The organism is Rhodomicrobium sp. R_RK_3, assembly GCF_002198715.1.
Taxonomy (GTDB): domain Bacteria; phylum Pseudomonadota; class Alphaproteobacteria; order Rhizobiales; family Rhodomicrobiaceae; genus R-RK-3.
In genome coordinates this window covers 19,347-36,879 of sequence record NZ_MWLK01000035.1, presented here as the reverse complement: position 1 = coordinate 36,879, position 17,533 = coordinate 19,347, and the positions used below count along the sequence as shown (strand labels likewise).

The 17,533-nt window shown below is 64.2% G+C and carries 15 protein-coding genes; 6 read left to right on the top strand and 9 right to left on the bottom strand.

Translation table 11 applies throughout. The annotated features are described in order from the left end of the window. Positions 1-41 precede the first annotated feature (41 nt). Positions 42-1,826, top strand: a complete 1,785-nt coding sequence (locus tag BLEFHOIH_RS21645) for a bifunctional sulfate adenylyltransferase/adenylylsulfate kinase (RefSeq protein ID WP_088348124.1) — start codon at positions 42-44, stop codon at positions 1,824-1,826. A gap of 316 nt (positions 1,827-2,142) precedes the next feature. On the opposite strand, the gene BLEFHOIH_RS21640 is transcribed toward BLEFHOIH_RS21645, so the two are convergent. Beyond that, positions 2,143-3,105 (bottom strand): IS5 family transposase, encoded by a 963-nt coding sequence (locus tag BLEFHOIH_RS21640; protein ID WP_245297136.1) that lies wholly within the window; start codon positions 3,103-3,105, stop codon positions 2,143-2,145. A gap of 247 nt (positions 3,106-3,352) precedes the next feature. Here BLEFHOIH_RS21640 and BLEFHOIH_RS21635 point away from each other — a divergent pair, with 247 nt between their 5' ends. Together BLEFHOIH_RS21635 and BLEFHOIH_RS21630 are read left to right on the top strand one after the other, a co-directional pair. Beyond that, a complete protein-coding gene (locus tag BLEFHOIH_RS21635; protein WP_088348122.1) occupies positions 3,353-3,604 on the top strand; it encodes a helix-turn-helix domain-containing protein in 252 nt (83 codons plus the stop codon). Next, positions 3,604-4,908 (top strand): type II toxin-antitoxin system HipA family toxin, encoded by a 1,305-nt coding sequence (locus BLEFHOIH_RS21630; protein WP_088348121.1) that lies wholly within the window; start codon positions 3,604-3,606, stop codon positions 4,906-4,908. Before BLEFHOIH_RS21635 ends, BLEFHOIH_RS21630 begins: the two co-directional genes overlap by 1 nt. Positions 4,909-5,036: 128 nt before the next feature. Here the strand turns inward: BLEFHOIH_RS21630 and BLEFHOIH_RS21625 are convergent, their stop codons facing one another. Together BLEFHOIH_RS21625 and BLEFHOIH_RS21620 are read right to left on the bottom strand one after the other, a co-directional pair. Then, a complete protein-coding gene (locus BLEFHOIH_RS21625) occupies positions 5,037-6,212 on the bottom strand; it encodes a DUF1906 domain-containing protein (protein WP_088348120.1) in 1,176 nt (391 codons plus the stop codon). 67 nt (positions 6,213-6,279) lie between these two features. Next, complete coding sequence (locus BLEFHOIH_RS21620) at positions 6,280-8,055, bottom strand: hypothetical protein (RefSeq protein WP_088348119.1); 1,776 nt, start codon at positions 8,053-8,055, stop codon at positions 6,280-6,282. A gap of 146 nt (positions 8,056-8,201) precedes the next feature. Here BLEFHOIH_RS21620 and BLEFHOIH_RS21615 point away from each other — a divergent pair, with 146 nt between their 5' ends. Further along, positions 8,202-8,765: a hypothetical protein gene (locus BLEFHOIH_RS21615; protein WP_088348118.1), complete on the top strand. Its 564-nt coding sequence runs from the start codon at positions 8,202-8,204 to the stop codon at positions 8,763-8,765. Between the two features lie 39 nt (positions 8,766-8,804). On the opposite strand, the gene BLEFHOIH_RS21610 is transcribed toward BLEFHOIH_RS21615, so the two are convergent. After that, positions 8,805-10,037 (bottom strand): lysozyme inhibitor LprI family protein, encoded by a 1,233-nt coding sequence (locus BLEFHOIH_RS21610; protein WP_088348117.1) that lies wholly within the window; start codon positions 10,035-10,037, stop codon positions 8,805-8,807. A gap of 200 nt (positions 10,038-10,237) precedes the next feature. On the opposite strand from BLEFHOIH_RS21610, the gene BLEFHOIH_RS21605 reads away from it, so the two are divergent. Beyond that, on the top strand, positions 10,238-11,719 hold the full coding sequence (locus tag BLEFHOIH_RS21605) for a hypothetical protein (RefSeq protein ID WP_125461847.1): 1,482 nt from the start codon (positions 10,238-10,240) through the stop codon (positions 11,717-11,719). Positions 11,720-11,868: 149 nt separating this feature from the next. Here BLEFHOIH_RS21605 and BLEFHOIH_RS21600 read toward each other — a convergent pair whose 3' ends face one another. The 5 genes from BLEFHOIH_RS21600 to BLEFHOIH_RS21585 all read right to left on the bottom strand — a co-directional run bounded on the left by BLEFHOIH_RS21600 (position 11,869) and on the right by BLEFHOIH_RS21585 (position 16,537). Then, complete coding sequence (locus tag BLEFHOIH_RS21600) at positions 11,869-13,386, bottom strand: hypothetical protein (protein WP_088348115.1); 1,518 nt, start codon at positions 13,384-13,386, stop codon at positions 11,869-11,871. Positions 13,387-13,431: 45 nt separating this feature from the next. Continuing rightward, positions 13,432-14,547 carry a hypothetical protein gene (locus tag BLEFHOIH_RS21595; protein ID WP_088348114.1) on the bottom strand — a complete coding sequence of 372 codons (1,116 nt, stop codon included), beginning with the start codon at positions 14,545-14,547 and terminating at the stop codon, positions 13,432-13,434. Positions 14,548-15,049: 502 nt separating this feature from the next. After that, on the bottom strand, positions 15,050-15,883 hold the full coding sequence (locus BLEFHOIH_RS21590; RefSeq protein ID WP_125461846.1) for a hypothetical protein: 834 nt from the start codon (positions 15,881-15,883) through the stop codon (positions 15,050-15,052). 100 nt (positions 15,884-15,983) lie between these two features. Beyond that, positions 15,984-16,109 (bottom strand): hypothetical protein, encoded by a 126-nt coding sequence (locus tag BLEFHOIH_RS27575; protein WP_280950393.1) that lies wholly within the window; start codon positions 16,107-16,109, stop codon positions 15,984-15,986. A 65-nt stretch (positions 16,110-16,174) separates the two neighbouring features. Then, a complete protein-coding gene (locus BLEFHOIH_RS21585; RefSeq protein WP_088348112.1) occupies positions 16,175-16,537 on the bottom strand; it encodes an ethanolamine utilization protein in 363 nt (120 codons plus the stop codon). A 79-nt stretch (positions 16,538-16,616) separates the two neighbouring features. On the opposite strand from BLEFHOIH_RS21585, the gene BLEFHOIH_RS21580 reads away from it, so the two are divergent. After that, on the top strand, positions 16,617-17,249 hold the full coding sequence (locus BLEFHOIH_RS21580; protein ID WP_088348111.1) for a TetR/AcrR family transcriptional regulator: 633 nt from the start codon (positions 16,617-16,619) through the stop codon (positions 17,247-17,249). Positions 17,250-17,533: the final 284 nt, after the last annotated feature.

The following is a 17,533-nucleotide window of genomic DNA, read 5'->3' as shown; positions in this document are numbered from 1 at the left end:
AATCGTACTATATTCAGAACAACACTGTTTGAGAGACGAAGATGAGCGAGACCGAAGCTGCGGCGTCTTTTGCCGCCCTCAATCGCGCCGGAGCCACCCCGGAATTGTTCGCGCCCGCCCAAGAGCTTGCGGCGTTGAAGGCGGAAGCCGGCGAACTTGTCTCCTGGGATTTGAGCGCGCGCCAGCTTTGCGACCTCGAACTTTTAATGAATGGCGGCTTCGCGCCGCTCGCCGGTTTCCTCAATCGGGGCGACTATGACCGGGTCCTCTCGGAGATGCGACTGGAATCCGGCGCGCTGTGGCCGATCCCGGTGACGCTCGACGTCGGCGCCGATTTCGCCGGCAAGCTGGAAATCGGCCAGCGCATCGCCTTGCGCGACCCGGAAAATATCGTGCTGGCGCTGCTCGAAGTGCAGTCGATCTGGCAGCCGAACAAGGCCCGCGAGGCCGAATTCGTATTCGGCGCCGACGATGCCGCCCATCCGGGCGTGCGCTATCTGCATGACAAGGCCGGCAGCCATTATGTCGGTGGGCGGGTGATCGGCCTGCAGGCGCCGAACCATTATGATTTCCGCGAGCGCCGCCAGTCGCCGAACGAGCTCAAGGCGCAGTTCCGCGCGCTCGGCTGGAACAAGATCGTCGCCTTCCAGACCCGCAATCCGCTGCACCGCGCCCATTACGAGCTGACCCTCCGCGCGGCCCAGCAGGTCGGCGCCAAGCTCCTCATCCACCCGGTCGTCGGCATGACCAAGCCAGGCGACGTCGATCATTTCACCCGCGTGCGCTGCTATGAAGCGCTCCTGCCGCATTACCCCGAAGGCGGCGCCACGCTCAGCCTGCTCGGCCTCGCCATGCGCATGGCCGGCCCGCGCGAGGCGCTCTGGCACGCCATCATCCGCAGGAATTTCGGCTGCACCCATCTGATCGTCGGCCGCGACCACGCCGGCCCCGGCAATAACAGCGAGGGCAAGCCCTTCTACGGCCCCTATGATGCGCAGGAGCTGGTTGCCCGGCACTCCGGAGAGCTCGGCATCGAGATGGTGCCATTCAAGGAGATGGTCTATCTCCAGAACCGCCATCAATACGCCCCCGCCGACGAAATCCAGCCGGGCGAGGCGATCCTGAACATTTCCGGCACCGAGCTGCGCCGCCGCCTGCAGGAGGGCGAGGAGATCCCGGAATGGTTCTCCTTTCCCAGCGTCATCGCCGAGCTGCGCCGCACCCATCCGCCCCGCGACCGCCAGGGCTTCACCGTCTTCTTCACCGGCCTGTCGGGCGCGGGCAAGTCGACCATCGCCAATGCGCTGATGGCCAAGCTGATGCAGATCGGCGGGCGTCCCGTCACGCTGCTCGACGGCGACGTGGTGCGCAAGCATCTGTCCTCGGAGCTGGGTTTCTCCAAGGAGCACCGCAACATCAACATCCTGCGCATCGGCTATGTGGCCTCGGAGATCACCAAGAATGGCGGCATCGCCATCTGCGCGCCGATCGCCCCCTATGCCGCAACGCGCCGCGACGTCCGCGAGATGATCGAGCCTTATGGCGGCTTCATCGAAGTGCATGTCGCGACGCCTCTCGCCGAATGCGAACGCCGCGACCGCAAGGGCCTCTACAAGCTGGCGCGCGAGGGCAAGCTGAAGCAGTTCACCGGCATCGACGATCCCTATGAGGCGCCGGTCTCCCCGGAAGTCGCCATCGACACCGTGGCGCTGACGGCCGACGGCGCGGCGGACGCCATCCTCGCCAAGCTGGCGCAGATGGGCTTGCTGAAAACCCCCGCCGACCGCACCAGCACCCTCCGCGAGCCCCTGGCCATCTCGGCCTAGCTCCGCCCTTAGGGTGCGGGCGGTCTCGGCCGCCCCGCCGCCGGGGTCCACCCTCTAGCCCAATCCGCAGCCGGACTCCCTCTCCCATGGGGAGACGTTTGGGGTGAGGGGGTAATCCCTATCGGTAGGACCACGACGTCGCCTCACGGAGAGGCATTACCCCCTCACCCGGCACGCTTCGCGCGCCGCCCTCTCCCCGTGGAGAAGGTTGCGTAAGTCGCCAGCGCTTGGCCCGAAAGCGTTTGGCGGGGTCTTTGCGACTGGGTAGGCTTCCGCGGCCGGCACTGCCGGCCGGCCTTCCCAGCTTCAGCGGGCGTCATCCCCACATCGCCGCAGCCTTTCGGAGGTTGAAGGCGACGCAGAGCAAGTTCAGATCGACGGCATTTCTGGCGAGGTCGAAGAAGCGCACCCGCCGGTAGTCATAGCTGCGCTTCAGCGTGCCGAACACCCGCTCTATGGCGGCGCGGATCGGAGCAATCAGCCGGTTACGGCGGCGCTGCCAGCGCGGCAGCCCGGTCTGGTTCTTGTGGCTGCGGTGCATGATCCGGTCTTTGATACCGAGCCCCTTCAGCCGCTGGCGGCGCCCGCGCTGCTCATAGGCCTTGTCCGCATAGACGGCGCCCTCATCGCCAAGGATCAGCGCGTCGGCAACCTCGCTGTCATTGACGCTTGCCGGGGTGAGAATGGCCTTCCGGATCAGGCCGCTATGCTGGTCGACGGCGATGTGGGCCTTGTAGCCGAAATGGGATTTGCCGGCTTTGCGCGTCCAATCGGCATCTTTGTCGACGGTGCTGGTGGCCGCCCGGCCCTGGTCGAAGCCCGGCTTTGCCGCTTGCGCCTCGATCAGCGTGGCATCGATCAGGGTGCCGCGCTTGACGATCAGATTACGCGCTTCCAGCTGCCGGCCGACCTCACAAAAGATCGCCTCGCTCAAGTTATGCTGCTGCAATTGCTGGCGGAAGCGGCAGATCGTGGAATGGTCGGGGACCGCATCCTGCAGCGAGAGGCCGGCAAAAGCCCGGAACGACAGCGTGTCGTCGAGTGCTTCCTCCAGTCCGGGATCGGACAGGCCGTACCATTGGGCCAGAAGCAACGCCTTGATCATGACCAGCGGCGGGTAGCTCGGGCGACCGGTCTGGCTGGCGTAGATCGGAGCGGCCAGCCGATCGATCGCCGCCCAGTCGATCAGCGACGCGATCCGCGCCAGATGCGCCTTGCGGGCGCTGCGCTGCTCCAAAAGCTGATCGACAAAGCCCCGCTGTCCAACCTGCTTGTGCATCACCCGCCTCCGAATCAGAGCCTCGCAAGCCATCACTCAACCAAAATCGACTTACGCAAAGGTCTCCCGTGGGAGAGGGCTGGTCTGCGGCGAGCTGAAGGCCGAGAGTCGCCGCCCCCCAAAAATACGCTACAGCGCATATTCTAAATTTATACGCTCAGTCGTATAAAACAAAATATACGTTCTCGCGTATATTGAAATTTATCCGCCAGGGCGTATATCATGACGGATCCAATGGAGTTCCGTCATGGACCAGATCGCCCGCACCCCCAAGCAGATCGGCGACGCCATCAGGCGGCGACGGCGCAAGCTCGGCCTCAGCCAGACGGCGCTGGGCAAGCGCGTTCAGATCCGGCAGGCGACGGTCTCGGCGGTAGAGAGCGGCGAGCCCGGCACTCAGCTTCGCACGCTTTGCGATGTGCTGGCGGCGCTCGATCTGGAATTCGTCGTCCGGCCGCGCTCGAAAGCCGCGCCCGCCGAGATCGAGGATATTTTCTGATGCCCCGCGCGCGCCGGCATATACCGCTGGACGTGTATCTCAACAGCCGGCTCGTCGGCCGGCTCAACCGGCTTACGAGCGGCGCCGTCGATTTCCACTATGACCGCGCCTGGCTCGACTGGGAGCACGCCTTGCCGGTCTCCCTGTCGCTGCCGCTGCGTGAGGACCGCTATATCGGCGCGCCCGTCATCGCCGTGTTCGACAATCTGCTGCCCGACAGCGATGCCATCCGCCGCCGGCTGGCGGAGCGCATGCAGGCCCAGGGCACCGATGCCTATAGCCTGCTGACGGCGGTCGGACGGGACTGCGTCGGGGCGCTGCAATTCCTCCCCGAGGGCGAGGAACCGGACTCGGCGGGCGCGATCGCCGGCAAGCCGGTTGGCGACGCGGAGATCGGCGCGATGCTGGACAACCTCACAACCGCCCCGCTCGGCCTCGGCGACGACCAGGATTTTCGCATCTCGATCGCCGGCGCGCAGGAAAAGACCGCGCTGCTCTACTGGAAAAAGCGCTGGCACAAGCCGCTCGGGACCACGGCGACGACGCATATTCTCAAGCCGAGCATCGGCCGCCTGCCCAACGGGCTCGACCTGACCCACAGCGTCGAGAACGAGTTTTTCTGCCTCAGGCTCACCGCCGCGCTCGGCCTGCCCAGCGCCGAAGCCGAACTGGCGAGATTCGGGGGCAGGAATGTGCTGGTCGTCCAACGCTTCGACCGCCGCTGGACCAAGGACAAGCGCTTGCTGCGCCTGCCGCAGGAGGATTGCTGCCAGGCCCTGTCGGTGCCGCCGACGCTCAAATATGAGAATGAGGGCGGCCCGGGCATCGCGGCCATTTTGAACCTGCTCAAAGGCAGCGATACGCCGGAAGACGATCAGCGGCAGTTCCTCAAGGCGATCGTGGTGTTCTGGCTGCTGGGGGCGACGGACGGCCACGCCAAGAATTTCAGCCTGTTTCTCTCGCCGGGCGGGCGCTTTCGCATCACGCCGCTCTATGACGTGATTTCCGCGCAGCCGAGCGCGGATGCCGGGCAGATCCCGCGCACCAAGATGAAGCTCGCCATGGCCGTCGGCGCTAGCCGGCATTATGCGATCCATAGGATCATGCCCCGGCATTTCGCCCAGAGCGCCGCGCAAGCCGGCGTCGCCGCGCCCATCCTCGAGGAGATCTTCGCCGATCTCCACCGCCTTGCGCCCAAAGCGTTGGCTAAGGTCGAGCAAGCCCTGCCGGCCGATTTTCCCGAGCAGATCGCCGCCTCGATCACCGGCGGCTTCAAGGCTCGCCTTGAGCGGCTTGCGGTGTGACACGCGGGGTTATCGCGGAGGTCTTCGCAAACTGCGGAGGAACGCCGTGATTGGCGCATCGCGCCCTCTCCGTGGAGGAGAGGGCGCTCGCAGCGGAGATATCTCGCAAAGGTGGTCCAATTCAGAGGTCACTCACAGGCCAGCTCCGCGCCTTGTGTCTTGTCGGAATAGGGCGGCATCTTGCCAAGATTGCAGCTTAGGTCGGATGCCCGGCAATAGCCCTGAACGTCGTCGCCTTCATCCAGGGATAAAGCCACATAGTCGCCCCTCCTCCCGAGAAGTCTGACATTTCTCGCATAGTCGATCGTCTTCCCGGTGGCCTCCCATGTTCCGGAGCGCCGCTTGTAGAGGACCGCATTCGGGGCGGTGGTCACAAAAGCCCGGAGCGCCAGAATGGCCGCAGACTGCGCCTTTGAATGAACGACCGGCGTCCCGTCGGTGCGCCATTGGCCGAAATATTCGAAGCGGTCATTCAAGACATCCGTGTCGATGACGCGGTCTGCTTTTTTCTCGGGGCGCTGGCTGGCATAGGGCTTTGGCAATTCGATCTTGTTCTGAAACAGATGCCAATCGCCGGAATTGTAGAAACTGGAGCTTCCCGCATAGCCGACGGATGCCGATAGCCAGAAATATTGCGCGATGCCGCCAACCAACGCGCATGCGGCGCCGCAGCCGTAAATGCCGACCTCGTAGCCTTTGCCCGCCAAGGCGGAGGCGACGTACTCGAAATAGGCTTTGACGGCGTCCTCGTGCTCCGGCCTCAGGTTAAAGTCGGCGCCGAAATAGATCGGTGTGCCCTTCGGCTGGCCGACCCGCTCCGCATGGGTGAGCGCCCATTGCGCGTCGAGTTTTTTCTTCTCGCCATCCATGAAGTTGAGCGGGTTCGAATTGTTGTGCTGGAAGATGACGGCAAGGGATAGACCGTGCTCTTCGAGCACCGCCCGCTCCGTCGGGGACAGGACCTTGCCCGGCCATTGGCCGTCATTCCGGGCGTAATAGCGGATGACGGTCGATATGCCGGCATAGCGGATCAGGCCAGCCTGATCGCTGACGTCGCGCGCGCTGTCGATAATCTTGATGGCGCCCGGCGCGCCGCTCGGGCCGGCAAAGGCAGGGATGCGAGGAGGCTGCAGGGCGAGCGCCGCGGCGCCGGCCCCCAGGCGATTGAGAAAACTGCGGCGGCTCATGAACATCGCTTTACGTTTCCATTTTCGCATATGAATTTCGCTTCTTATCGATTGACGAGGACGCGGCCCGTTTCGGGCAATGCCCCTGCTGAAGTCACCACTTCGGGCATTGCGCATTTTTCTAAGCGTCGGCGGAGGGCCTGCCGGTCCAGGCGGGAGGACGCGGCAATTCAATCGCGTAAATTCAATCACTTGGCCTGAGAATGTCGGCCGCGAAATTTGTGTTAGCCTGCCCGTAGATCAATTCCAGGCCAGCAAGAAACCGATCGCGATCGGCCTCCGCCTCCTCCAGGAAGGGCGCGCCCCCCAACCGGTCGCAGAGGCGACCCAGCGCGCGGTGGAGGGCAATCAGCGGCATCACGGAAGCGCGGTAGGCGAGCGTTGCGGCGCCATCGGCCAGGTCCTGTTTGCGGAAGCCGTCGCGGTTGACGCGGGCGCGGCTGCGCCGGGCTTCGGCGAGAAGCGCTGTGACGGCCGTATCTCCAACGGCGGCACCGCTGAACAGTGTTGCGAGCTTCGAGCCGATCTCGCAGCGATCCGCCGGTGCACCACCCAGCGCCGCCGCCGCATCCACCCCGCCGAAATGCTCCGCCAGCAGCATCGCTGCGGCATCGCCCCCGCTGCCGAGAATGTCCAGCGCCGCCAGCCCTTCGAGACGAAGCTGATCGCGCGTCTCGGCATACACGCCGGCTGCCTCGCGGTAGCTGTCGCCGGTGACGCAGGGGCGCGCCGCTTCGAGCGCTTCGGCCGGCGGCATGCGTTTTTTCAGCCGGGCGATGAGGTCGGCCTGCATTCCGCCCAGCACGTCGACGCGGAGCAGCGTGCGGCTGAAGGCCAGATCGAAGGCGGCGCGCTCGAAGATGCCGCCCTGGCTTTCCTCCTCGTCCGGATCCGGTCCGGCGGCGGTCTCGGGCGGCATACCGAGATAGTTGCGCAGATGGCGCGTTTCCCGGGCCGTCAGCCATTTGATCCGGTTGGCCGGCGGCCTCGCAAGCTCGGCGAGCGGCGAGATCCAGGGCTCCACCGGTTCGAGCGGCGCGCCATCCGCGATCTCGATCGTCGTCCGGTCATCCTCGCCATCCGCCGAGCGGGTGAGGCTTTGCGCGCTGCCCATGCGCCGCTCGGCGACGGCATCGAGCAGGGCCTGGCGATAGCGGAGCATGAGCCGGGCGGCCGAGCGGAACACCCGGAAGCCCTCGTCCCGCGCCAGCTTTTCCAGCTTGGCGCGGTCCACCGCCTCGCTGTCCATGCGCCCGCGCCAGAAACCGGCCCTCGCCAGCCAGAAGTCGAAGATCATGCCATCGTCGATCGCCTCGGGCAGGACGGCCTGGCGATGGGCCAGAAATTCGTGGATGCGCTTGGCCTGCTCCCGCCGGTGCGCCGCCTCCAGACGTGGCGACAGCCAGCCATTCAGCCGTGAGCGGACGAGCCGGGTGACCTCATCGGCGGCTGCCGGCTCGGCGCGGAGGCCCGTGATCGGCGCCAGCAGACCGGCGATCTCGGCATAGCCGAGCGTATTGTGCAGCACATCCAGAAAGGCCGCCAAAGCCGGCATCTGCGCATAAGCGATTTCGAAACCGGCGCCGTTGCGGGTGGCCATCGCGGGCTCGAGCAGGACAATGCCGTCCTGACCGATCCGCAAGGCAGGGGCGGTTGGCGTTCCGCACGCGCCCGCCGCGCGGATTGCGGTGCGGAAGGCCTCGGCACGGAGGGCCGGAACCGCGCCGTACAGGAAATCCACATAGCCGCGCGGCGCGCACAGGGCGGCCAGCCGCGCAAAGCGCATCGACTGGTGGACATAACGCCCCAGATCCTCGCTGCGGTCGATGATGGCGCGGCGGATCGCGGCCGAAACGCGCGGCGGACACCAGGGCTCGCCGGTCCGCGTGGTCCGCTCGGCCATCATTGCGATGGCTTCGGTCAATTCGGCCGACACGCTGCCGAAAACCGGCGCACCCATGACCCGCCCCCAACACACCCGCATCTTATGAAAAATGCATCAAACCCGAAGAAAAGGTCAATCACCCCGTCCGGCGGCCATGCCACCGCTGGAAGGCAAGCGCCAATCCTTATACAGTCGAGGTTGAACCTGAAAGCGCATCCCTGATGTCGATCACCGACCCCGCCATTGTGCAGCGAGCCGAGGATTTATTCGTCGCGCGCTCGCTCGAGGGCGAGACCGCAGACGCCCGGCGACGCCCGGCTTTTGCCGATCTTTACGGCATGCTCACAGGCCAGGGCGGTTCGCTTGCGCCGGATCAGCAGGCCCTGCTGTTCAGCGACCGGCGGCTGCGCGCGGATTACCTCGCCCTGAAAGCGGATCTGGTCGCATCGGGCCGCGCGCTGGAAATCGGCCGGCTGGCGGCGGCCGCGTCGAGTCCTGACGTCACCGAGCGCTTTTCGCCGGGCGGGTCGATCCGGCTGTCGGCCTCGAATGCGCGGCCTGAGCAAGTTTATGTGGTGATCGCCAGCGCGGACCGGCGGCGCGAAGCCGGCTGTCTTATCATCGAGGCGCCTGACCGGGAGTTCGGCGTCATGCTGCCGATCGATGCGCCGGGGGTGGACGGCCGGGTGCAATTGCTGCTCGACACCGCGAAGGAGGCGCATGCCGTAATCGTCCGCATGTTGAAGGACCCCGCAACCGGCATCACCATCGTCTGGCGAAATTAGATCACAAAGATTTTCCACTGGCTCATCTGAGTCCGGCGGTCATTGCAGCGGCGGCGAAAGGTTTGGCCGGATCGAGGGCTTGGCGCGCTGGATCTTGATCCGTTCTTCATATTCATGCTGGCGGGCGAGGTTCTCGCCGATCAGGCATTGGATGTTGAGCAGGATCTTGGGCTCCAGATTCTCCCAGGTGATGCCGCAGCGCCGGTCGCGCCATCGCCGCCATTCCTGATGCTCGACCTTTTGCAGCGCCTCTTTTTCCTCCTGCGGCAACAGCGCCTGGAGCTCGCGATAGGCCTCGCCCATTTTCTTGTCGACGGCGGCGGTCTGCGGGTCGTGGCACATCAGATCGCCCTCCGGGCTGCGGCCGCTCGAGGTTTGCAGCGGATTCGCACGCAGATAGCGCGCGCAACTGAAGCTGGGATCGGACTGGGGGTTGAAAGGCAGCGGCTCGAAGATCGCGGGGGCGCTGGCGATGCGGAGCGATAGCGCCAACAAGCCGCCGGCAATGGCGATGCCGACCAGGACCAGCCAGCCCGGCGAGCGCGAGCGGCCGCGTCCGGGCAGGGACAGCGCCTCCAGCACCTCGCGAATATGCGAGACCGGCCTGACCTCGATGCCGTGCCGCAGCAGCGCCTCGGCCAGCGCGCCGCCGATCTCGCCGGCATTCTCAGACGGCACCAGCGCGATCGCCCGCCGACCCTGGCCGCTATGCTCCGACAATGCCGCGATCGAGGCGGTCAGCTTCTCCGCCAGGAACTCGACCGGCCGGACGGCGCCGTCCGCGACACGCACCGCGCCGCTCGCCCAGATGGCGGCAACGGGCGGCGCGCCGCGCGCCAGCCCCTGTTCGAGACGCCCGGCGGCGAACAGCGCGTGCGCCGCGAAAGCGCCGAGCTGCCAGCTCGTCCCGGTATCGATGCCGGCGGAGACGTCCATCCGGAAGGCGGATTGCTGGAACAACTTGCCGATGATGCCGGTGCGCCGGTCGGTGAAGGCATGATATTGGCCGCTGACCCCGGTTTGGTCGGTTTCGCCGCCGATGCACATGACCGACTGATCGGTTGCCTCCGGCGTAAGCAGCAGCACATCGACCGGGCCGTTGGTGGTGCCGATGATGACGCGAGCGCTTGGAACGGCTGCCGCAGCCTCGGCCGCCCGCCACCCGAACACCGTGGCGAGGGGCGCGGCCAGCCATGCGGGCCTTCGCGCCGCGCCGCGCCGTCCGGCCGCCAGCAGAGCCAGAACTCCCGTTTGTCGCGCCTCGATCCCCATCCCTCGGCCCCGCTCGCCCCGACCGATTTTAGGGCCGAACCGTAGCAAGGTCCAACGCCGCATCGCCGCTGCGCCCCGGACGGGGCTCGCCAGAAAACGCCGCCAAACCCGGAGTGGTGTTCCCGTGTCGGCCCGGCAGGCGGACTCCGGCGTCCCGGAGCCCATGCCGACAGCCGCGTATCTGGACCATGGAGCCACTGATGAGCCTATCGAAGTTATTGCAATCGCGGCTTGCCGCCGGAGTGCTGGCGACAACCGCGTTGGTCTCGCCGCTGCCTGGCCAAGCACAGGCGGCGGGGGGATCGCTGCTCAAGATCGACCAGACCAAGCCGGCCAATTTCATTTCTGAGCAGTATCACACGCCGAGCTATTTGATGCTCGCGGCCGCGCCTGCGGCGAAGCTGGACGAACTGTTCGGCAAGCCGGAAGGCGCCCGTACTGCCGATGCCCCTTTGCGGGGCGGCGAGTTCTACACCTTCCTGGCGATGCGTAACCGCTTCCTCGATCCGGTCGCCATCAAGAATTGCAACGGATCCCGCGATAGCTGGTTCACCGCCGCCAAACTCGGCATCGAATATAAGGGCAAGCGCGGCACGGCGCGTGGCTCGGCCCTGCCCGAGACGGTCCTGTTCGCCTATGGCAACAATTCCAATCCGGACGCCAAAACGAAATTCAAGGGCTGCATTTTCGCCTCGGCCGGCGACCGTGTCGGCCCCTATCTGATCCATTCCGATTTCGCCGAAGGGGAGGGCGAGTATGAGCTGCATTTCGTGGTGACCGCGGGCCGACAGTTGGAGGGGGACGCCTTCGCCACCATCGCCAAGCTGGCGCTTTCTGCCAGCGCCGTCTGGATGCCCATCGCCGCCCCGGTCGGTGCGCTGGTCTCGACCGTCGCGACCGACCTCGACAAACTGCTGTCGCAGAATTCGGCCTCCTCGATCCAATATCTCGCCATCCTGACGGCAGACCGCGACGGCAAGGACGGCGACAGCTATCCGGCCGGCTATTATTTCAAGATCAGCTCGCCGAACTGGCTGACCGAGGGGGTTGGTTCCATGGAGATCTACCAGAGCCGAAGCGCGTCGATCATCTTGGATGCGAATCCGGGCGAGAACGCCTTGATCTCTCCGGAGGAAATCCTGTCTCATCAAGGATTGGGCGCGGGCCACCGATGCCTGCCCGGCAACGCGTCATGCGCGAAGGAGGATTTCTTCAGCAAGGCGCTCGGGCAGTCCTTCGAGCTTTATGGCGAGATTGCCGCGAGCAAGGCGCCGAAGACCGGAGCGCCAGCCGAAACGACGGCACCGGCCGTGCCAGCCACGGATGCGGTGGGCGAGAGGCCGACGCGGGAAACCGGAGGCGAGGGATCGTCATCGACGAAGACGAGCTGGGCGAAGGTTTTCGCCCTCTGCGAGAAGATCAAGGCAACGGCGCAGGATCTGGGCCTGTCGAAGATCGACGCCCTGCTGGTGCGGTGGGCGCTCTTGAACCGGGCGAAGCTCTATCCGGTGCTCAAGGCCTATCACGAGGACAAGAAGGCCGCGCCCTTCGCCGGTGCTATTTTGGCAGCCGCCAGGGTCGGCGATCCGGCGCCGGAAACCGCGTGCTGGGATTTCGGCTCCGACGGGCGGCAACTGGCCTTGATCCAGGACATCATGAAAAAGAAATTCGCCGCTAAATGAGGTTGCCAACGCCGGCTGGCAGCCCGAAGGCAGCTTGGCTGGCGGCCTCGGGACTGCGAGCGGTCGGAGAAGTGCGAAAAGCCTCGCGGTGAAGTGTGAGCGCGAACTCGGCCACCGCGAGGTGCAACGTCAAGTCACCTGATCCAAGGCTAAGCCAATGGCACCTCGGCGCACCATTCCCTGAAACGCATCACGTTGTTGGCGTAACGCGTGGCGCGCATGCCTGTGCCGTTATAGGCCTTGATCGCCGACCACACATCGCCGGTCGCCGCGTATTTTGCCTTGAGTTCACGGGCGGCTTTCTCGAGGCATATATCGAAATCGTACCATTGCTTCGATCTGAAAAACGCCTCGTCGGTCTTCACATATTGCAGATCGTATTGGAAAAGCCCGTAGCCCTTGTACACCCATTGCTTCGGCCCGTAATTGCGCAGCGCCCGGGTCTTGTTCGCCTCCTCGATCAGAAGCCTGGTGAAATCATCGCCGTAGCGAGCGCGGAACTCGGCCGTGTCGACGGGAAAGGCCGACCGGCTCGTCTCCGGATAATCGCCGCTTGCGTCGAGCACGCAGCGCTCGATGATCTCCCGGGGCGACAGGCGATCGATCAGGCTGACCCAAAAATAAGCCGTCTCCTGGCACACGATCGCGCATAAATGATCGATCGAGAATGGCGTGCCCTGCACCGCGGCGGTCAGCTTCGTCCCAAAATTCGACTTCATCCACCGCGTGACCTTGAGTGCCTGCGACCGGTTGATCGGAAGATCGGCGCTCACCGCTTCGGTCTCCGGACCGAAGACCGCTCCGCCGCGCTGGGGCGGTCCCTCGCCTGCGAGCGGATCAGGGCCGTGGTCCTCGGCGGATAGGAACGTGCCGGGCGCCTCGGCGGCCTCAAGGCCAACGCGGCCGCCAGCGACTTCCAAGGCGCCGGCGATCTTGGGGATCGGGAAGAACAGAACCTTGAGGTGCTTGCCGCGCTCGTAGCGCTCACGCCATGAGTTCAGCGTGAAATTCTGCTCCCAGCGTCTGCGGGCGCTCGAGTTCGAGTAGATGATCCGCGCGCCGCCGGGTTGGCGGGGCCCAAGCAGTCCCACATGTCCGTGCCGCCCCCGCATGCTGCCGCTGCCCCAGGCGGTCGGCGATATGACGATACTGCCCTCATCGAGATCGGCCTCCTCAAAGGACCGGCCGAAGCCCGCGAACAGGTCGTCCGCGAATTCCGACGTGGAATCCGAACGGGTGATCCACCGCCGCAAGACGTCGCGCACCAAATGGCGAATGGCCCAGACGCAGGCGAGATTGCCGCCGTCCGGTCCCGACGCCGTCGAGAATCGCGTCTCTGACGGCGGATCGCTGGGCCGGTTGGCCAGACTGCGCATCGCCGTCGCAACCGCACTGACCTCGGCCGCCGGACTGGGCTCCAATCCGACATGGGCCGCCTCGGCCTCCGCGAGGCGCGGATTGAGGTCAACGAGGGAATCCGCCCGAACCGGCTTCAGCCGTCCCGCCTCGATCCGAAAGAGCAACTGCCCGCCTTCGAACTCTCCGCTCTGCGTGACCAACAGCCAACGTTGCCCGTCGGCCCGAAACTCCGAGCTGGTCAGTTCGTAGGGCCCGCTGTCATCGATAAATCCGCCCAGATCTGGATAGAGCCGCAAAGGATCGGGCATCGATTCCTCCCATCGCAATGAGTTGATGCGCAATAAATGCCTCGACTAAAAACTGAGGCCGACCTGCTGGAGCTCTTCCCTCCGTCCCCCGGCCAGGCAAGCATTCAAATCGAGCAGCGATTCATTTTGCTTGAGGAAGGCCCAGTAAAGCGCCCGGGCGTCATAAATCGATTGGAAATTTCCAAGCGCGGCATAGAGAGCGCCGCTGGCGGTCTGGGTATTTCCTTCAAATTTCCTGTTGGCCGCGACGCTGTCGAGCAAGGCACGCGCCTCTGGGAAGTCGTCGGAGGACCGCAGCAGCTCGATGAGCGACGCCTTGACGGGTGCTCCCTTCGCCGTCACGACCGTGAAATTCTTCTCTCCGACGATGGTCACGACAAGATTCCGCGCATCGAACGGCCCGGACATGAACTTTGACTGGTTTGCCTGGAGATTGATCTTGATCGGAAGTGTCCACGGGCGATCTTGGGCATCGCGGAACTTCACCGGGACCGTATAGGTCTGCGGAGAGGTCATGACTTCGAACTCGTCGAACTCGACCAAGGTCTGCTTGCGCGAGCCCGTGTAGAACAGATCGACGATATCGGAGACCGCACTGATGATGCCGACCGCCGATGCCGGCAGCGGCAGAAAGCTGGCGAGCGCGCCCTCGCTGAAAAGCTTCGAGGTCTTCTTGAGCGAGTCGAAATCCATCGACCGGCTGTTGGAAAGGAACACCTCCACGCCGATCTTGTAGCGCCTCGTCGCATCCGTGGTCAGCAACTGATCCACCAGCGTTCCGGACCACTGTGTCGACTGCAACTGCTCGACCAGCTTGTCGATGAAAAAGAATACGCGCTGGTTCTTCCACTGGAAGGTGAGGATCGGCTCCTTGGCAAGGTCCTTGCCGGTCCCGTCCTTGACGACGAGGGTTATCGTGTAAGTGCCCTCGGAATTACCGAATTTTTCGGGGAGCGTATCGGTGAAAGCCGTGATGGCTTTCTTCAGATATTCCCGTTCGGAGCGCTCGCCGATCTTGTAATTCACCGTGCCGTAGCCGCGCTTCGAATCGACAGGCACGGGGGCGGAAGCGGCTTCGAGCGTGCGCTCAGAAATGGTTTCCGGGACAAACCTGGCGCCGGTTTCGATTGTAACAAACCCGGCGGCTTCAGAGATTGACATAACAAAAATCTCCAATACCAAAAATAATTTATACTGATAAAACTGTGCCGACGACTTCGAAACTCAATGCTGTTCCGCATTCCGCTCATCCAAGACGGCTGGCGAATAAAATTTCATCATCGCTGCGGATGCAAGGAGGACCTACGCCAATATCAACTCTTGATGCACTTTGCGGCCAGTCTAGCAAACCAAATTCCAGCGAAGTTCGCTTCACTCGTTTGGATGAAGGCGCCTACTTACTCGGCAGAGCTGTTCACATCGCAGGCGCCTTGAGCCCTCGCCCCGCTCAAGCATAGAACAGGCATGGTCTCCGAGGTGGCCGCATCTAACAATTGCTTTTTGATCCGTAATAATACTGGTATCGCGGATTGACCGCCGACCGACGCTTTCGCGGGCCGGCCCCCGGCCATCAGCGGCGCCCCAAGGCGGGCGACGGGCCTCGCCTGGTGACGACAGGCCCGGTCGCCGCCCCGATATCGGCTCTGCGGGGCGAACGGTTGATTTAGAACGGCGCCCAATGGTCCTTCTTCGCGGCCCGGTCTTTCGCTGTCTGCACGTTGATGTTCGCCGCTTGGTCCAGCGCCTTGATATCGAACAGCCCTGGCACCGTCAGTTCCAGGCTTCGCTCGACCTGCTTCCGAATCAGGTCGCGCGTCTTCGGATCGTCGGCGACCGCCTGCAGCGTCGGATGCAGTTTGACATCGATTTCCTGCGACGGGCCGTGGATCGCCTTGAACAGCGTGTCTTCATCGGTACCGCCGCGTTGGTATTGCAGCGTTTCCATGCTCCTGCCGTCATAGACATAGAGGAAGGTGAGCGCGTGCACCTGACGCGAATAGCCCATCAGCTCATTGCCCATCTCGAGCACGCCGAGCCCGCCGACATATTGGTTGGTCGAGCCGACCTGGCTGGCATTGCCGGCAACCAGCAAGATGTAGTCGCAGCCTGAAGAGGCGGTCAGCTTCTGGATCAGCGCCTTGCGCTCGCCCTCGCGGTCACGGAAGAAGCCGCCCTCGGTCCGCAGCGGCGCGTAGGTTTCGATCTTCGTCGGGACGTGCTTGACGTCGAATTTCGCCGAGAGGATCGCCTTGGCTTTGTTGAAAATGGCCTGATCCAACTGCCATTGCGGAACGGCGACGGTGCTGAACTCATTGCCGAACACTGTCAGGCCGATCTTCTGCAGATAGAATTCGTGTGCCACGTCCGAAAGGACGCAGATCATCTTCTTGCCCGAAGCCGGCACCGCTTTCGGCTTCGTCGCCGCCGCCGCCCCGCCGCCGGTCGCCAGCGCAATGACGGCCAGCGCCCCCGCGGCCAATGCCTTAAATCTCTTCATATTTTCCCCCATCGGCCGCATGAGCCGTTCTTACCCACGCGCCGCTTTGGCACGGAAATCGCCGCCAGGCAAGAACAGCCCTCGCGTTTCAAGCTGTCGCTTAGATAATGCCGGTTGTACAAGCCGTCAGCGCATCGCGTGCGGCCTGCTCGCTCAAGGTCTCGCGGGTCAGCTCGACAATGAATTCCTGCGCGACATGGACGCGCTTCGGGGTCGTGCCTGGCACGATAGATTCACCCTCAGCAGCGTGGCCGGCCGCAGCGCCCGAGCAAGCTCCGGCCGATCAATACGTCACGTTGCCAGCGCCTCCCGCCAATGCGGAAAGGTGACATAGGCGGTGATAGCGCCTTCCTCGTGCGAGCGAATGGTGACCGCTGCGCCCTTGGGCATGTAGACGATCTCGCCGGGACCGCCGGTCACGGTGCCGGCGTCGGTTGAGACCGAGACCCGTCCCTCGAGGACAACCATGACATCTACGACGGCAAGGCTTTCGCGAATGCTCTGGTCGGGGCCATAGCGTCCATAGCCGACGCTGATTGGCCCGCCGTGCCGCTCATCGAGCAAATTCGCCGCGAACACATCGCCCTCCTGCCCTGGAGAGCGCTCGAAGGCTGCGTCGGCTATCGAGAACTTTTGAACGGATTGCGGTGACATGAGAAGCCTCCTGGCCTCGAATTAGGAACCTACTTTTCGTAGCCAGTGCAACGAAGCTACGAGTTGTAGGTTCCCGCAAATGGAAATGTTCGAGCCGGAGCGGCATGTGGATAGAGAGACCAAGAGGAGACGTTCGCCGAGGCTTCCCAAGGCCGCGCGGCGCCTGCAACTCATGCATACGGCGCGCCTGATCGTCAGGGAGGAGGGCGCGGACCGCCTGACGCTGGGCTATCTAGCCGCGCGCGCCGGGGTCTCCAAACCGGTCGTCTACGATCACTTCGCCACGCGCTCCATTCTGCTCATCGACCTCTATAGATGGCTGGACACGGAGCAAATCGACGCATTCCGTGACGCAATGGCTTCGGGCCAACGGAGCTTGAAAGAAACGGTCGAATGTCTTGCGGAGGCTTACATCCACTGCGCGGCCGATACCAAGGGAGAGGTGCACGCCATTGGCGCCGCGCTGGCCGGCAGCGAGGAAAAGGCCGCAGTCCTCGCGGAACTCCTCGAGCACTGTGTCCAGATGTTTGCGTCCGTTTTAAAGCCGCACAGCACCATGCCGCCCGCCGAACTCCAGCGGGTCTGCGTCGGGCTGGTCGGCGCGGGCGAAGCGCTCGCGGCCGCGCTGGTTCGCGGCGATGGCGGCAAGGCCGAAGCCGTCGAGGCGTTCACCTGGCTGATTTACGGCGGATTGCGCGTAAGTCGGCGATGAGGCCGCTCGTCCTATGCGACCGTTTCGGGTGATCGCCGGTAGCGGCGCGAGTGAGCGCGGTTGTTGCCCACGGATGCCGCGCGTTTGGCGGCGGTGCTGAAGGCACTCTAATTCGTACCCAGCGACAAAGCGATTGGCGACACCGGCTGGTTGCCTCCGTTAGCGAGCGAGTCCCCGCCAGCAGCATGCGCCACCGGGTCAGATAATCGAGGGGGGACGTTCCGAAGTCGCTTTCAACGCGCGTGCAAAGCTCGAACGCGATGCCCGCCTTTTCCGTCAGCGCG

Bases quoted from the DNA above. Each gene is read 5' to 3' on its own strand.
- BLEFHOIH_RS21645 (WP_088348124.1), top strand. From the start codon at position 42: ATGAGCGAGACCGAAGCTGCGGCGTCTTTTGCCGCCCTCAATCGCGCC.
- BLEFHOIH_RS21640 (WP_245297136.1), bottom strand. From the start codon at position 3,105: ATGCACAAGCAGGTTGGACAGCGGGGCTTTGTCGATCAGCTTTTGGAG.
- BLEFHOIH_RS21635 (WP_088348122.1), top strand. From the start codon at position 3,353: ATGGACCAGATCGCCCGCACCCCCAAGCAGATCGGCGACGCCATCAGG.
- BLEFHOIH_RS21630 (WP_088348121.1), top strand. From the start codon at position 3,604: ATGCCCCGCGCGCGCCGGCATATACCGCTGGACGTGTATCTCAACAGC.
- BLEFHOIH_RS21625 (WP_088348120.1), bottom strand. From the start codon at position 6,212: ATGCGCAATGCCCGAAGTGGTGACTTCAGCAGGGGCATTGCCCGAAAC.
- BLEFHOIH_RS21620 (WP_088348119.1), bottom strand. From the start codon at position 8,055: ATGGGTGCGCCGGTTTTCGGCAGCGTGTCGGCCGAATTGACCGAAGCC.
- BLEFHOIH_RS21615 (WP_088348118.1), top strand. From the start codon at position 8,202: ATGTCGATCACCGACCCCGCCATTGTGCAGCGAGCCGAGGATTTATTC.
- BLEFHOIH_RS21610 (WP_088348117.1), bottom strand. From the start codon at position 10,037: ATGGGGATCGAGGCGCGACAAACGGGAGTTCTGGCTCTGCTGGCGGCC.
- BLEFHOIH_RS21605 (WP_125461847.1), top strand. From the start codon at position 10,238: ATGAGCCTATCGAAGTTATTGCAATCGCGGCTTGCCGCCGGAGTGCTG.
- BLEFHOIH_RS21600 (WP_088348115.1), bottom strand. From the start codon at position 13,386: ATGCCCGATCCTTTGCGGCTCTATCCAGATCTGGGCGGATTTATCGAT.
- BLEFHOIH_RS21595 (WP_088348114.1), bottom strand. From the start codon at position 14,547: ATGTCAATCTCTGAAGCCGCCGGGTTTGTTACAATCGAAACCGGCGCC.
- BLEFHOIH_RS21590 (WP_125461846.1), bottom strand. From the start codon at position 15,883: ATGAAGAGATTTAAGGCATTGGCCGCGGGGGCGCTGGCCGTCATTGCG.
- BLEFHOIH_RS21585 (WP_088348112.1), bottom strand. From the start codon at position 16,537: ATGTCACCGCAATCCGTTCAAAAGTTCTCGATAGCCGACGCAGCCTTC.
- BLEFHOIH_RS21580 (WP_088348111.1), top strand. From the start codon at position 16,617: ATGGAAATGTTCGAGCCGGAGCGGCATGTGGATAGAGAGACCAAGAGG.